Annotated in this window: 15 protein-coding genes; 13 read left to right on the forward strand and 2 right to left on the reverse strand. The window is 72.6% G+C overall.

Annotated elements, in window-relative coordinates:
* Positions 1-22 precede the first annotated feature (22 nt).
* The 8 genes from ACFVWY_RS06120 (at position 23) to ACFVWY_RS06155 (ending at position 7,210) form a co-directional block, all read left to right on the forward strand.
* Positions 23-1,039, forward strand: coding sequence for a segregation/condensation protein A (locus ACFVWY_RS06120; RefSeq protein WP_389867784.1), 1,017 nt, complete (start codon positions 23-25; stop codon positions 1,037-1,039).
* Positions 1,036-1,683, forward strand: a complete 648-nt coding sequence (scpB, locus tag ACFVWY_RS06125) for an SMC-Scp complex subunit ScpB (protein ID WP_389867786.1) — start codon at positions 1,036-1,038, stop codon at positions 1,681-1,683. The genes ACFVWY_RS06120 and scpB overlap by 4 nt, the downstream gene beginning before the upstream one ends.
* Positions 1,683-2,804, forward strand: a complete 1,122-nt coding sequence (locus tag ACFVWY_RS06130) for a pseudouridine synthase (RefSeq protein WP_389867788.1) — start codon at positions 1,683-1,685, stop codon at positions 2,802-2,804. The genes scpB and ACFVWY_RS06130 overlap by 1 nt, the downstream gene beginning before the upstream one ends.
* A 131-nt stretch (positions 2,805-2,935) precedes the next feature.
* Positions 2,936-3,589: a nicotinamide riboside transporter PnuC gene (gene pnuC / locus ACFVWY_RS06135; protein WP_389867790.1), complete on the forward strand. Its 654-nt coding sequence runs from the start codon at positions 2,936-2,938 to the stop codon at positions 3,587-3,589.
* Complete coding sequence (locus tag ACFVWY_RS06140; RefSeq protein WP_389867792.1) at positions 3,586-4,665, forward strand: AAA family ATPase; 1,080 nt, start codon at positions 3,586-3,588, stop codon at positions 4,663-4,665. The genes pnuC and ACFVWY_RS06140 overlap by 4 nt, the downstream gene beginning before the upstream one ends.
* On the forward strand, positions 4,662-5,396 hold the full coding sequence (locus ACFVWY_RS06145) for an NUDIX domain-containing protein (protein ID WP_389867794.1): 735 nt from the start codon (positions 4,662-4,664) through the stop codon (positions 5,394-5,396). Before ACFVWY_RS06140 ends, ACFVWY_RS06145 begins: the two co-directional genes overlap by 4 nt.
* Positions 5,393-6,415 (forward strand): ADP-ribosylglycohydrolase family protein, encoded by a 1,023-nt coding sequence (locus ACFVWY_RS06150; protein WP_389867796.1) that lies wholly within the window; start codon positions 5,393-5,395, stop codon positions 6,413-6,415. The genes ACFVWY_RS06145 and ACFVWY_RS06150 overlap by 4 nt, the downstream gene beginning before the upstream one ends.
* Positions 6,416-6,418: 3 nt before the next feature.
* Complete coding sequence (locus ACFVWY_RS06155; protein WP_389867797.1) at positions 6,419-7,210, forward strand: DNA polymerase beta superfamily protein; 792 nt, start codon at positions 6,419-6,421, stop codon at positions 7,208-7,210.
* On the opposite strand, the gene ACFVWY_RS06160 is transcribed toward ACFVWY_RS06155, so the two are convergent.
* Positions 7,207-7,962 (reverse strand): DNA polymerase beta superfamily protein, encoded by a 756-nt coding sequence (locus ACFVWY_RS06160; protein ID WP_389867799.1) that lies wholly within the window; start codon positions 7,960-7,962, stop codon positions 7,207-7,209. The genes ACFVWY_RS06155 and ACFVWY_RS06160 overlap by 4 nt on opposite strands.
* Positions 7,963-8,097: 135 nt before the next feature.
* Here ACFVWY_RS06160 and aroH point away from each other — a divergent pair, with 135 nt between their 5' ends.
* From aroH to der, 5 genes are all read left to right on the forward strand, one after another.
* Positions 8,098-8,460, forward strand: coding sequence for a chorismate mutase (gene aroH / locus ACFVWY_RS06165; protein WP_389867800.1), 363 nt, complete (start codon positions 8,098-8,100; stop codon positions 8,458-8,460).
* Complete coding sequence (locus ACFVWY_RS06170; RefSeq protein ID WP_389867801.1) at positions 8,457-9,542, forward strand: prephenate dehydrogenase; 1,086 nt, start codon at positions 8,457-8,459, stop codon at positions 9,540-9,542. Before aroH ends, ACFVWY_RS06170 begins: the two co-directional genes overlap by 4 nt.
* A gap of 121 nt (positions 9,543-9,663) precedes the next feature.
* Entirely contained in the window at positions 9,664-10,365 is a 702-nt protein-coding gene (gene cmk / locus ACFVWY_RS06175; protein ID WP_389867803.1) for a (d)CMP kinase, read from the forward strand.
* Positions 10,323-11,027 carry a lysophospholipid acyltransferase family protein gene (locus ACFVWY_RS06180; protein ID WP_389867805.1) on the forward strand — a complete coding sequence of 235 codons (705 nt, stop codon included), beginning with the start codon at positions 10,323-10,325 and terminating at the stop codon, positions 11,025-11,027. Before cmk ends, ACFVWY_RS06180 begins: the two co-directional genes overlap by 43 nt.
* Before the next feature lie 64 nt (positions 11,028-11,091).
* Complete coding sequence (gene der, locus ACFVWY_RS06185) at positions 11,092-12,561, forward strand: ribosome biogenesis GTPase Der (protein WP_389867807.1); 1,470 nt, start codon at positions 11,092-11,094, stop codon at positions 12,559-12,561.
* A gap of 97 nt (positions 12,562-12,658) precedes the next feature.
* On the opposite strand, the gene ACFVWY_RS06190 is transcribed toward der, so the two are convergent.
* Positions 12,659-13,045: a hypothetical protein gene (locus ACFVWY_RS06190; RefSeq protein WP_389867809.1), complete on the reverse strand. Its 387-nt coding sequence runs from the start codon at positions 13,043-13,045 to the stop codon at positions 12,659-12,661.
* Positions 13,046-13,078: the final 33 nt, after the last annotated feature.

Here is a 13,078-nt window from a genome sequence, read left to right on the forward strand (position 1 = left end):
TCCCGCTTTCCCCTGGACCTTCATGCCGACGACCGACGAGCCCGCCCGCGCCCGCCGCCGCCCCCTGGGGCGCGGTCCGGGCGGCGCGGCGGCGCCGGAGCGGGCCACCACGTCAACCTCCGGGAATCCTGAGGCCCCTGAGGTCACCGAGGCGCCTGAAGCTCCCAGGTCCCCCGGGGCGCCCGGAGCTTCCGAGGCGGCCGGGACGCCCGCGCCCGGCGGGTCCGGGGACGACGGGCGGTTCACCGTCCGGCTGGCCAACTTCGAGGGGCCGTTCGACCTGCTCCTCCAGCTCATCGCCCGGCACAAGCTGGATGTGACCGAGGTCGCCCTGTCGAAGGTCACCGACGAGTTCATGGCGCACATCCGCGCGATGGGGCCGGACTGGGACCTGGACCAGACCACCGAGTTCCTGGTCGTCGCCGCGACGCTGCTCGACCTGAAGGCGGCCCGGCTGCTGCCCACCGCCGAGGTGGAGGACGAGGCGGACCTGGCCCTGCTGGAAGCCAGGGACCTGCTCTTCGCGCGGCTGCTCCAGTACCGCGCGTACAAGCGCATCGCGGAGATCCTCAGCGAGCGGCTGGCCTCGGAGGGGCGGCGCTTCCCCCGTACCGTCGGGCTGGAGCCGCACCACGCCGAGCTGCTGCCCGAGGTCGTGATCAGCATCGGGGCGCGAGGGTTCGCCGAGCTGGCCGTGAGGGCCATGCAGCCGAGGGCCGCGCCCCAGGTGTACGTCGACCACATCCACGCGCCGCTGGTCAGCGTGCGCGAACAGGCGGGGATCGTGGTGGCGCGGCTGCGCGAGGCGGGCGAGGCCAGTTTCCGTACGCTCACCAAGGACGCCCCGGACACCCTCACCGTCGTCGCCCGGTTCCTCGCGCTGCTGGAGCTGTACCGGGAGAAGGCCGTCGCGCTCGACCAGGCCGAGGCGCTGGGGGAGCTGCTGGTGCGCTGGGCCGGGGGAGAGGACGCCGGGCCCGTGGTCACGGACGAGTTCGACAGCGAGGCGCGGGACGCCGAGGAGGACGCACAGGCATGAACCAGCAGGAGACGAGCGGCCCCGCCGTCGCGGACCTCGGCCTCAGGCCCGCCCTGGAGGCCGTCCTCATGGTCGTCGACGAGCCCGCCACCGAGGAACACCTCGCCAAGGTGCTGGAGCGGCCCCGCAGGGCCGTCGCCGACGCACTGCGCGAGCTGGCCGACGAGTACACCGCGCAGCGCCGCGGCTTCGAGCTGCGGCTGGTCGCGGGCGGCTGGCGCTTCTACACCCGGCCCGCGTACGCGGCGGCCGTCGAACGCTTCGTCCTGGACGGCCAGCAGGCCCGGCTGACCCAGGCCGCGCTGGAGACCCTCGCGGTGGTCGCGTACCGTCAGCCGGTCAGCCGTTCCCGGGTCTCCGCGGTCCGCGGCGTGAACTGCGACGGGGTCATGCGGACCCTGCTCCAGCGCGGTCTGGTGCAGGAGGCGGGCACGGAACCCGAAACAGGTGCGATCCTGTACAGGACGACGAACTACTTTCTGGAGCGGATGGGCCTGCGTGGCCTGGATGAGCTCCCGGAGCTCGCGCCCTTCCTCCCCGAGGCGGACGCGATCGAGGCTGAGACGCTAGAGGGTGTGCCGTCGTTCGATCCGGACGCACCGGACACCCCGGATACCCACGCAGACGACAAGACGGAATTTTGATGCGAAGCAGTGGCAGGAACAGCGGAAGCGGCAGCAGCGGCGGCAGTGGCGGCCGGAGCGGCGGCGGCCGGAACCCCCGTGGCGCGGGCGCCGGGCGCGACGGCAGGCAGGAGCAGCGCCCCCGCCGCCCCCGGCCCGAGGAGCGTCGCTACGACGTGGGCTCCGGCGAGCAGAGCGGTGACGGCCCCCGCAAGGGCCGCGGCGCCGCGGCCCGGGGCGGCGCCAAGGGCGGCCCCCGGACCCCGCAGCCGGGCGGCGCCCGCAGCGGCGGCGGTCAGCGGCGCCAGGGCGCCCCGTCCCGCCCGCGCGAACTCGACGCCAAGATCGAACAGCGCAACCGGGACCGGTACGCGAACAAGCCCGAGATCACGACGCCCAAGACGCACCCCGGCGCCGAGCAGGAGGGCGAGCGGCTGCAGAAGGTCCTCGCCCGCGCCGGCATGGGCTCGCGCCGCGCGTGCGAGGAGCTGATCGACCAGGCCCGTGTCGAGGTCAACGGCGAGATCGTGGTCGAGCAGGGCATGCGTGTCGACGTGCACAAGGACGAGATCAAGGTCGACGGCCTGACCGTCGCCGCCCAGTCCTACCTGTTCTTCGCGCTGAACAAGCCGGCCGGTGTCGTCTCCTCGATGGAGGACCCGGACGGCCGCCAGTGCCTCGGCGACTACGTCACCAACCGGGAGACCCGGCTCTTCCACGTCGGGCGGCTGGACACCGAGACCGAGGGCATCATCCTGCTCACCAACCACGGTGAGCTGGCCCACCGCCTGACCCACCCCAAGTACGGGGTGAAGAAGACCTACCTGGCGGCCATCCAGGGCCCGCTCCCGCGCGACCTGGGCAAGCGGCTCAAGGACGGCATCCAGCTGGAGGACGGGTACGCCCGCGCCGACCACTTCCGGGTCGTCGAGAACACCGGGAAGAACTACCTGGTCGAGGTCACCCTCCACGAGGGCCGCAAGCACATCGTCCGCCGGATGCTCTCCGAGGCGGGCTTCCCGGTCGAGCGGCTCGTGCGCACCGCCTTCGGGCCGATCCCGCTGGGCGACCAGAAGTCCGGCTGGCTGCGGCGCCTGACCAACACCGAGGTCGGCATGCTGATGCGCGAGGTCGGCCTGTAGGCCCCCGGACGTCCGCTCCACGGCCCGCGGCCGGTTCCTGTCTCCGAAATCCGGACAGGAACCGGCCGCGGGTCTTTTCTCCTGCCCCTCACCGCTTTATAGTCAGTATGACTATTAAGAAGGAGGCGGGCGTGAGTCTCGCGGAATACCTCGACCCCCTGCAGCAGCCCCTGATGACGGTGCTCGGCACCCCGGTCAGCTGGACCGAGGTGCTCGGTTTCGGCAGCGGGGCACTCTGCGTGTGGCTCGTGGCACGCCAGCACCTCGCCAACTGGCCGATCGGCATCGCCAACAACGTCTTCTTCATCCTGCTGTTCACCCAGTCCGGTCTGTACGCCGACGCCGGCCTCCAGATCGTCTTCATCGCCCTCGCCGCGTACGGCTGGTGGACCTGGACCCACGGGGGTGGACCGGGCTCACCGGACCTGCCGGTGCGCCGCACCACGCGCACCGAATGGACCTGGCTGCTCGTGGCGGGGGCGGTGGGGACACTCGCCCTCACCGGCCTGCTCGCCCGCGCCACCGACTCGACCGTGCCCTTCTGGGACGCCCTGACGACCGCGCTGTCCCTGACGGCGACGTACGGTCAGTGCCGCAAGCTCGTCGAGTCCTGGTGGCTCTGGATCGCCGCCGACGTGGTGTACATCCCGCTGTACGCGTACAAGGAGCTCTACCTGACCTCGCTGCTGTACTGCGGGTTCCTGGCGCTCTGCCTGACCGGTCTGCGCAACTGGCGCCGCGATCTGGCCGGACAGCGGCGCGAGCCCGTGGGAGCGGCGGCGTGAAGCGCTTCGGGCACGGGCTGGTCCTCGGCAAGTTCTACCCGCCTCACGCGGGCCACCACCACCTGGTCCGCACCGCGCGGGACCGTTGCGAGCGGCTGACCGTCCTGGTCTGCGCCGCCTCCGTCGAATCCGTGCCGCTCGCCGACCGGGTGGCGTGGATGCGTGAGGTGCACCCGGACGTGAGGGTCGTCGGCGCCGTCGACGACATCCCCATGGACGTCCACGACCCGGCGGTCTGGGACGCGCACATGGCCGTTTTCACCGCGGCCGTGCCCCAGCCGGTGGACGCCGTCTTCACCTCGGAGACGTACGGGGCCGAACTGGCCCGCAGGTTCGGCGCCGCCTCCGTCTGCGTCGACCCGGACCGCGCTCTCTTCCCGGTCTCCGGCACCGCCGTCCGCAAGGACCCGGTCGGCTGCTGGGACTTCCTGGAGCCGCCCGTACGGGCCGCCCTCGCCCGCCGGGTCGTCGTGCTCGGCGCCGAGTCCACCGGCACCACGACCCTGGCCCGCGCCCTCGCCCGGCACTACCGCGCCCGCGGCGGGATCTGGGCGCGGACCGCCTGCGTCGACGAGTACGGGCGGGAGTTCAGCGAACGGAAACTGGCCGCGCTGCGCTCCCGTCACCCCGGCGCCCAGTGGGAGGACGTCGTCTTCACCACCGACGACTTCCCGCTGATCGCCCAGGTCCAGAACACCAGGGAGGAGGAGGCCGCGCGGACCGGTTCGCCGGTCCTCTTCTGCGACACGGACTCCTTCGCCACCACCGTCTGGCACGAGCGGTACGTCGGCGGGCGCAACCCGCTCGTCGAGCGGACCGCCGACCGGGTCCGCCACCACCTGTGGCTGCTCACCGACCACGAGGGCGTCGCCTTCGAGGACGACGGGCTGCGCGACGGCGAGGAACTCCGCCCCTGGATGACCGACCGCTTCCGGGCCGAACTCACCCGCACCGACAGGCGGTTCGTCGAAATCACGGGCACCCGCCAAGAGCGCCTGGCCACCGCGGTCGCCGCCGTCGACGCACTGCTCGCCGACAGCTGGCGGTTCGCCCCGCCCCTGCCGGAGAACCGATGAACGCCCGCGCTCCCGAGGGCTACGACCCGCACGCCTTCGAGCCCTTCGCGGTCACCGTCGACCTCGCCGTCTTCACGGTCCGCGGCAGCCGGCTGCACGTCCTGCTCGTCGAACGCGGCGAGGAACCGTACAAGGGCTGCTGGGCACTGCCCGGTGGCTTCGTCCTGCCCCGCGAGTCCGCCGGGAGCGCCGCCCGCCGGGAGCTCGCCGAGGAGACCGGACTGACGGAGAACGCGGTCAGCGCCTTCCACCTGGAACAGCTGCGCACCTACAGCGAGCCGGACCGCGACCCCAGGATGCGGGTCGTCTCGGTCGCCTACGCCGCCCTCGTCCCCGATCTGCCCGAGCCGCGCGGCGGCGGGGACGCGGCCAGCGCCCAGTGGTGGGACGCCGCCGCACCCGGCCCGCTCGCCTTCGACCACGACCGCATCCTCGCCGACGCCCACGACCGGATCGGCGCCAGGCTTGAGTACAGCTGTCTGGCCACCGCCTTCTGCCCGCCCGAATTCACCCTGGGAGAACTCCAGCAGGTGTACGAGACGGTCTGGGGCGTCGAGCTGGACCGCCCCAACTTCCGGCGCAAGGTCCTCGCCACGCCCGGCTTCGTCCAGGCCGTGGAAGGGGCCCCGCGCCGGACCGGCGGACGGGGAAAACCGGCCGCGCTCTACCGGGCGGGTGCCGCCACCACGCTGCACCCGCCACTGCTGAGACCGGAAGGAAGAAGCACGTGATCGTGACCAGGACCATCACCAAACAGGCCGCCACCGGCGCGCTCACCGGGCTGGCGCTCGGCGACGCGCTGGGCTTCCCGACCGAGTTCAACAACGTGCCGTCGATCCTCGCGAAGTGCGGACCGTGGCGCACCATGCGGCTGCCGAAGCCCGCGTTCGTCACCGACGACACCCAGATGACGCTGGCCCTGGCACGCGGCATCCGCACCGCCACGGACCGGGGACTGCTCACCGCGCTGCGGCTGGCCCGCCCGGTGCGCGAGGAGTTCGTCGACTGGTACCACTCGCCCGACAACAACCGCGCCCCCGGCCGCACCTGCATGACCGCCTGCCGGCTGCTCGACAGCGACCGGCTCTGGCAGGAGGCCAGCCAGACCGGTTCCAAGGGCTGCGGCGCCAACATGCGGGTCGCGCCGGTCGGACTCGTCCCCGGCCTGAGCGAGGAACAGCGCTCCGGGGCCGCCCAGTTGCAGGCCGCCCTCACCCACGGCCACCCGACCGCGCTCGCCGCGTCCGACCTGACCGCCCGCGCCGTGTACCTGCTGGCGCAGGGAGCCGAACCGACGGGCCTGGTCGGACAGCTGCGCTCCTACGCGTACGAGAACAGCGGCCGGTACCTCACGCGCTGGCTCGGCGACCTGTGGCGCCACGCGGGCGACCCCTCGCCCGAGCGGTACATCCAGCGCGGCTGGGAGGAGTGCCTCACCGCCCTCGCCCGCGTCCAGGACGCCCTGCGCGACCCGTCCCCGGAGACCGACCCCTGCGAGCGGACCGGGGACGGCTGGATCGCCGAGGAGGCCCTGGCCACCGCCCTGCACTGCTTCCTTCTCTTTCCCGAGGAACCCGTCACCGCACTGCGCCGCGCCGCCTGCACCCGGGGCGACTCGGACTCCCTGGCCTGCCTGACCGGCGCGTTCGCCGGAGCCCACCTGGGCGCGGGAGCCTGGCCCAAGGAGTGGGCGGAGCGGATCGAGTACCGCAGCGACCTGCTGGCACTGGGGGCGCTCTGGGATTCTTGAGCCATGCGCACACAGAACGAACAAGCCGACGGACACCTTGAGCGAGCCGGGCTGCCGGTCACGGACTTCGGCCCGGTTCTCGCCCAGGAGCGCCATCCGCTGCTGTTCGCCACGGTATCGGGGGCACATCTGTACGGGTTCCCCTCCGCGGACTCGGACGTGGACCTTCGGGGGGTCCATCTCCTGCCCGCGGAGGATCTCGTGGGGCTGCGCGGGGCCGAGGAGACGCGCTCGCGGATGTGGGACGCGGACGGCGTCGAGATGGACCTCGTCACGCACGACCTGCGCACGTTCGTCCGGCTGATGCTGAAGCCGAACGGCTACGTGCTGGAGCAGCTGCTCTCGCCGCTGGTCGTGCGCACCAGCGAGATCCACGCGGAGCTGCTGGCCCTGGCTCCGGACGTGCTCACCCGCAACCACGCCCACCACTACCGGGGATTCGCCGGCACCCAGTGGCGGCTCTTCGAGAAGACCGGCGAGCTGAAGCCGCTGCTGTACACGTTCCGGGCGCTGCTCACCGGAATCCACCTGATGCGCGCCGGTGAGGTGCTGGCCCATCTGCCGACCCTCCTCGGGGAGGTGCCGGCCCCGGCCTACCTGCCCGGCCTGATCGAGGCGAAGGCCGGGGCCGAGCACGGGGCAGCGGGGGAGGAGGCCGGGGCCGTGGCGGCCCGGGACGTCGAGGCGCTGCACGGGGTGCTGGACCGGGCCCAGGCCGGCTCGCGGCTCCCGGAGACGGCCGGAGGGTTCGACGCGCTGCACGATCTCGTGGTGCGGGCGCGGCTGGGGCGTTAGGGCCTGTCGTCGCCCTGCCGTCCGCTGGCCGGGGCCCGGTCCGCACGCCCGGCCGTGTCCGGCCAGGAAGCGGAGGCCCGGCGGACGCGGACCAGGAAGTCCTCCACCCGGGCCCGGTCCGGCTCGGGCGGAAGCGGGGAGCCTCCCGCCGCCTCGTCGTTCTCCCCGGCGAGGCGGGTCATCCGGCGCTCCACCTCCGCCCACGGCACCTCGCCCCGCTTCACCGCCAGCAGCTCCTCGCGGGCCGCGCCCACCTCGATCGTGAGCTCGCCGGTCCGCAGCAGGTCCAGCCCGGAGGCCAGCAGGCGCAGCAGATGCATGGCGTGCTTCCAGCGCGGTGCCCCGTACCGCCGTACGTCCGCCTCCAGCTTTGCGCGCTGGCTCGCGGCGTACCGCACGAAGGACTGATGGGCCCGCCGGGAGAGGAAGGCGCCGCGCAGGGCGAGCAGCTCGCGGCCCACGGCGTCGGCGTGCTCCACCAGCGGCGAGTGCAGGCACTCCAGCACATTGGGGTTGGCGCGCAGCGCCAGCTCGCAGAAGCGCTCCAGCTCCCAGGAGAACTGCTCCGGCGCCGGGCCGTCGACATGCGTCGGCGGCTTCTCGAACCGCCAGAACAGCGGGGTCGGCGCGAGGAACACCCCGCGCAGGTCGGTGTCGCTCTCCTCGGTGGCGAGCCCGAAGGCGCGTGAGCCCATCACACAGGAGTAGACCGTGTGGTCGCGGACAAGGGCCTCGGGGCCGGGAACGATCATGCGGGCGAGCGTACGGGAGCGGAAACGGCTTGCGCCGGTGATTACGGACAGCCCTTAGGCTGACCGGTAAGGATCACGCGGCCGGGCAACCGCCGCACGCTGCGAGCAACGCTACGAGCAACCGAGGAGCACCCCGTGGTGGTACGAGCGGTCCGCGGCGCGGTCCAGCTGGACCGGGACGAGTCCGGGCACATGAACGAGCGGGTCGGTGCCCTGCTCACCGCCGTCCTGGAGCGCAACCACCTCGTCGCGGACGACCTGATCAGCATCTGGTTCACCGCCACCCCCGACCTGCACAGCGACTTCCCGGCCGCCGCCGCGCGCGGCCTCGGTATCGTCGACGTACCGCTGATCTGCGCCCAGGAGCTGGACATCACGGGGGCGATGCCCCGCGTGGTGCGGGTCCTCGCGCATGTCGAGACCTACCTTTCCAAGTCCGAGATCGCCCATGTGTACCTCGGTGCCACCGCCGCACTCCGCAAGGACATCGCCCAGTGAGAACCGCCGTCGTCATCGGAACGGGCCTCGTCGGCACGTCCGCAGCCCTCGCCCTCGCCGGTCGCGGCATCCAGGTCCACCTCCGCGACCACGACCCCCGGTCGGCCCGCACCGCGGCCGCGCTGGGCGCGGGTACGGACGAGGCGCCCGAGGGCCTGGTGGACCTGGCGATCATCGCCGTGCCGCCCGCGCATGTGGCCCCGGTGCTCGCCACCGCCCTCCGGGACGGCGTGGCCCGCGGCTATCTGGACGTCGCCAGTGTGAAGGGCGGCCCCCGCCGCGAGCTGGAGGCGCTCGGCCTCGACCTCACGCGGTACATCGGCACGCACCCCATGGCGGGCAAGGAGAGGTCGGGCCCCCTCGCCGCCAGCGCGGACCTGTTCGAGGGACGGCCCTGGGTCCTCACACCGACCCGGGACACCGACACCGAGGTGCTCAACCTGGCCCTTGAGCTGGTCGCGCTCTGCCGCGCCGTCCCGGTCGTGATGGACGCCGACGCGCACGACCGGGCCGTCGCCCTGGTCTCCCACACCCCGCAGCTGATCTCGTCGATGGTCGCCGCCCGCCTGGAGGAGGCCGACGAGACCGCCGTACGCCTCTGCGGCCAGGGCATCAGGGACGTCACCCGGATCGCCGCCTCGGACCCCCGGATGTGGGTGGAGATCCTTGCCGCCAACCCCGGCCCGGTCGCCGACGTGCTCGCCGGGGTCGCCGCCGACCTGGAGGAGACGGTACGGGCGCTGCGCGGTCTGGAGTCCGAGGACGACGACCGGCGCCGGGCGGGCAGCGAGGGCATCGAGGACGTCCTGCGCCGCGGCAACGCGGGCCGGGTCAGGGTGCCCGGCAAGCACGGCACGGCCCCCACCGCGTACGAGATGGTCTCCGTGCTCATCAGTGACCGGCCGGGCGAACTCGCCGGGATCTTCGCCGACGCCGGACGGTCCGGGGTCAACGTCGAGGACGTGCGCATCGAGCACGCCACCGGGCAGCAGGCCGGGCTGGTGCAGCTGATGGTCGAGCCGAGCGCGGCCCCCGCGCTGAGCGCCGCGCTGCGCGAGCGCGGCTGGTCGATACGGCAGTAGCGGCGGGCGCCGGTCGCCGGTTGTCCACAGGGGTGAACGGACCCGCCCCGGCACTCGGTAACCTTGTGCGGGGGCGGGTTCGCACACGCCCCCGTCCCGCACACCCCGTGTTATCAGGAAGGTGTCCACCACCGTGGAAACCCGTACGGCCCCGGCCGCAGTGATCGTAGCCATCGACGGGCCCTCCGGCACCGGCAAGTCGAGCACGTCCAAGGCCGTCGCCGCGCAGCTCGGCCTGAGCTACCTGGACACCGGCGCCCAGTACCGGGCGATCACCTGGTGGATGCTGAACAACGGCGTCGACGTGCAGGACGCGACGGAGGTGGCCACCGCGGCCGACAAGCCGGTGATCGTCTCCGGCACGGACCCCGCCGCCCCCACGATCACCGTCGACGGCGAGGACGCCTCGGGCCCGATCCGCACGCAGGAGGTCACCTCCAAGGTCAGCGCGGTCAGCGCGGTCCCCGAGGTGCGCACCCGGATCACCGAGCTCCAGCGCTCCATCGCCGCCGCGGCCGGAGGGGGCATCGTGGTCGAGGGACGGGACATCGGCACCACCGTCCTGCCCGACGCCGACCTGAAGATCTTCCTCACCGCCTCCCCGGAGGCCCGCGCCGCCCGGCGCAGCGCCGAGGTCAGGGGCGCCGACCTGGCCGCCACCAAGGAGGCGCTGATCAAGCGGGACGCGGCCGACTCCGGCCGTAAGACCTCCCCGCTGGCCAAGGCGGGCGACGCCGTGGAGGTGGACACCACCGAGCTGACCCTTCAGCAGGTCATCGAGTGTGTCGTCACCCTCGTCGAGGAGAAGCGGGCCTCGCGGTGACCGGAGTCACCAAGGGCTCGCCGCCGCCCACGCCGCGCGGTGCGGCGGTCGGGCGCGGCATCGGCATCGGGCTGATGTACGGACTGTGGAAGCCCCGCGTCCTCGGCGCGTGGCGGGTGCCCGCCTCCGGACCCGTCATACTCGCGGTGAACCACGCGCACAACATCGACGGGCCGATGCTGATGGGCACCGCGCCCCGGCCCGTCCACTTCCTGATCAAGAAAGAGGCGTTCGTCGGCCCGCTCGACCCGTTCCTGCGCGGAATCGGCCAGCTGAAGGTGGACCGTACGACCGTCGACCGCACCGCCGTCACCCACGCCCTGGGCGTGCTGGAGGGCGGCGGGGTCCTCGGGATCTTCCCGGAGGGCACCAGGGGCGAGGGCGACTTCGCCTCCCTGCGGGCCGGGCTCGCGTACTTCGCGGTGCGCAGCGGGGCGCCGATCGTGCCCGTGGCCGTCCTGGGAAGCACCGAGCGGCGCGGACGGTTGATATCGGCACTGCCGCCGCTGCGCAGCCGGGTCGACGTGGTCTTCGGGGACGCCTTCGAAGCCGGTGACGGCAGCGGACGGCGTACACGCAAGGTGCTGGACGAGGCGACGGTACGGATCCAGGGGCGGCTGACCGCCCATCTGGACGAGGCCAGGCGCTTCACCGGGCGTTAAGTAAGACTTGAGTAGTGGGCCGCCTGTTCGCGGCCCATCGATGATGCAAAGAGGAACGGACTTCATGAACGACCAGATTCACTCCGACGGCTCGGAGCACGAGCACGGAGCACTTGGCGACGCCGAGTACGCGGAGTTCATGGAGCTCGCCGCGGAGGAGGGCTTCGACCTCGAAGACGTCGAGGGCGCCATCGACGAGGCCGGTCACGGGCCGCTGCCCGTGCTCGCCGTCGTCGGCCGCCCCAATGTCGGCAAGTCGACATTGGTGAACCGGATCATCGGCCGCCGTGAGGCCGTCGTCGAGGACAAGCCCGGTGTCACCCGCGACCGCGTCACCTACGAGGCGGAGTGGGCCGGCCGCCGCTTCAAGGTCGTCGACACCGGCGGCTGGGAGCAGGACGTGCTGGGCATCGACGCCTCCGTCGCCGCCCAGGCCGAGTACGCGATCGAGGCGTCCGACGCGGTCGTCTTCGTGGTCGACTCGACCGTCGGCGCGACCGACACCGACGAAGCCGTCGTCAAGCTCCTCCGCCGGGCCGGGAAGCCCGTCGTGCTGTGCGCCAACAAGGTGGACGGGCAGAGCGGCGAGGCGGACGCCACCGCACTGTGGGCGCTGGGCCTCGGTGAGCCGCACCCGGTTTCCTCGCTGCACGGCCGCGGCACCGGTGACCTGCTCGACGCCGTGCTCGAAGTGCTTCCGGAGGCCCCGGCGCAGCGCTTCGGCACCGCGGTCGGCGGCCCGCGCCGGATCGCGCTCATCGGCCGCCCCAACGTCGGCAAGTCCTCCCTGCTGAACAAGGTGGCCAACGAGGACCGCGTCGTCGTCAACGAGCTCGCGGGAACCACCCGCGACCCGGTCGACGAGCTGATCGAGCTCGGCGGCATCACCTGGAAGTTCATCGACACGGCCGGTATCCGCCGTCGTGTCCACCTCCAGGAGGGCGCGGACTACTACGCCTCGCTGCGCACCGCCGCCGCCGTGGAGAAGGCCGAGGTCGCCGTCGTCCTGATCGACGCGTCCGAGTCGGTCAGCGTCCAGGACCAGCGCATCATCACCATGGCCGTGGAGGCCGGGCGCGCCCTGGTGATCGCCTACAACAAGTGGGACAAGCTCGACGAGGAGCGCCGCTACTACCTGGAGCGCGAGATCGAGACGGAGCTCGCGCAGGTCGCGTGGGCGCCGCGGGTCAATGTCTCCGCCACCACCGGCCGTCACATGGAGCGGCTCGTCCCGGCGATCGAGACCGCCCTGGCCAGCTGGGAGACCCGCATCCCCACCGGTCGGCTGAACGCCTTCCTCGGTGAGATCGTCGCCGCCCACCCGCACCCCGTCCGCGGCGGCAAGCAGCCCCGGATCCTCTTCGGCACCCAGGCGGGCACCAAGCCGCCGCGCTTCGTGCTGTTCGCCTCCGGCTTCCTGGAGCACGGCTACCGCCGGTTCGTCGAGCGCCGACTGCGTGAGGAGTTCGGCTTCGAGGGCACTCCGATCCACATCTCCGTCCGGGTCCGCGAGAAGCGCGGCCGCAAGAAGTAGTACCGCCGGTCCCATGACAGGGCCCCGGTCCGCCCCGTACGAGAGGCGGACCGGGGCCCTGTCATGGCACCACGGTCCATGGGGCACGGCCGCGGGATCAGAGACCGCGCGAACCCGGAGGCAGAGCGGCCGGACGTCCACGCCCGGAGTGCCGGCCCACCCGCTGCCAGCTGCCGGGGCCCTGGACCCCCGGACCACCGCCGCTGATCCCGCCAGCGGCCCCGCCGATCCCGCCGACCCTCCCCATCCCGTCGATCCCGCCGGTCACGGCGAGCCCGGTGGAGAATCCGGCCGAGTGGCCGGAATGGCCGCTCACCGGGAGACGGCTGCCGAAGAGCCCGAGGCCGAAGGCCATGAAGCCGAGATTCTCCTCACCGCTCCGATCACCCGGCAGCGCCCGGAACGACCGGCGGTACTCGGAGTACAGCGCGTCGTAGATCGGAGTCTGGGACGGACCGCCCGAAGGGTCCTGCGAGGGCCGCATGGCGGGAATCGGGCTCGGACGCTGGTGGGAGGA

Origin of the sequence: Streptomyces sp. NPDC058195, assembly GCF_042883525.1 — a bacterium.
In the GTDB taxonomy this organism is placed as follows: Bacteria; Actinomycetota; Actinomycetes; order Streptomycetales; family Streptomycetaceae; genus Streptomyces.

Excerpts from the sequence above, each read along its gene's own strand:
- ACFVWY_RS06155 (WP_389867797.1), top strand. The coding sequence starts at position 6,419 with ATGCGCACACAGAACGAACAAGCCGACGGACACCTTGAGCGAGCCGGG.
- ACFVWY_RS06190 (WP_389867809.1), bottom strand. The coding sequence starts at position 13,045 with ATGCGGCCCTCGCAGGACCCTTCGGGCGGTCCGTCCCAGACTCCGATC.
- ACFVWY_RS06130 (WP_389867788.1), top strand. The coding sequence starts at position 1,683 with ATGCGAAGCAGTGGCAGGAACAGCGGAAGCGGCAGCAGCGGCGGCAGT.
- der (WP_389867807.1), top strand. The coding sequence starts at position 11,092 with ATGAACGACCAGATTCACTCCGACGGCTCGGAGCACGAGCACGGAGCA.
- scpB (WP_389867786.1), top strand. The coding sequence starts at position 1,036 with ATGAACCAGCAGGAGACGAGCGGCCCCGCCGTCGCGGACCTCGGCCTC.
- ACFVWY_RS06145 (WP_389867794.1), top strand. The coding sequence starts at position 4,662 with ATGAACGCCCGCGCTCCCGAGGGCTACGACCCGCACGCCTTCGAGCCC.
- ACFVWY_RS06120 (WP_389867784.1), top strand. The coding sequence starts at position 23 with ATGCCGACGACCGACGAGCCCGCCCGCGCCCGCCGCCGCCCCCTGGGG.
- ACFVWY_RS06160 (WP_389867799.1), bottom strand. The coding sequence starts at position 7,962 with ATGATCGTTCCCGGCCCCGAGGCCCTTGTCCGCGACCACACGGTCTAC.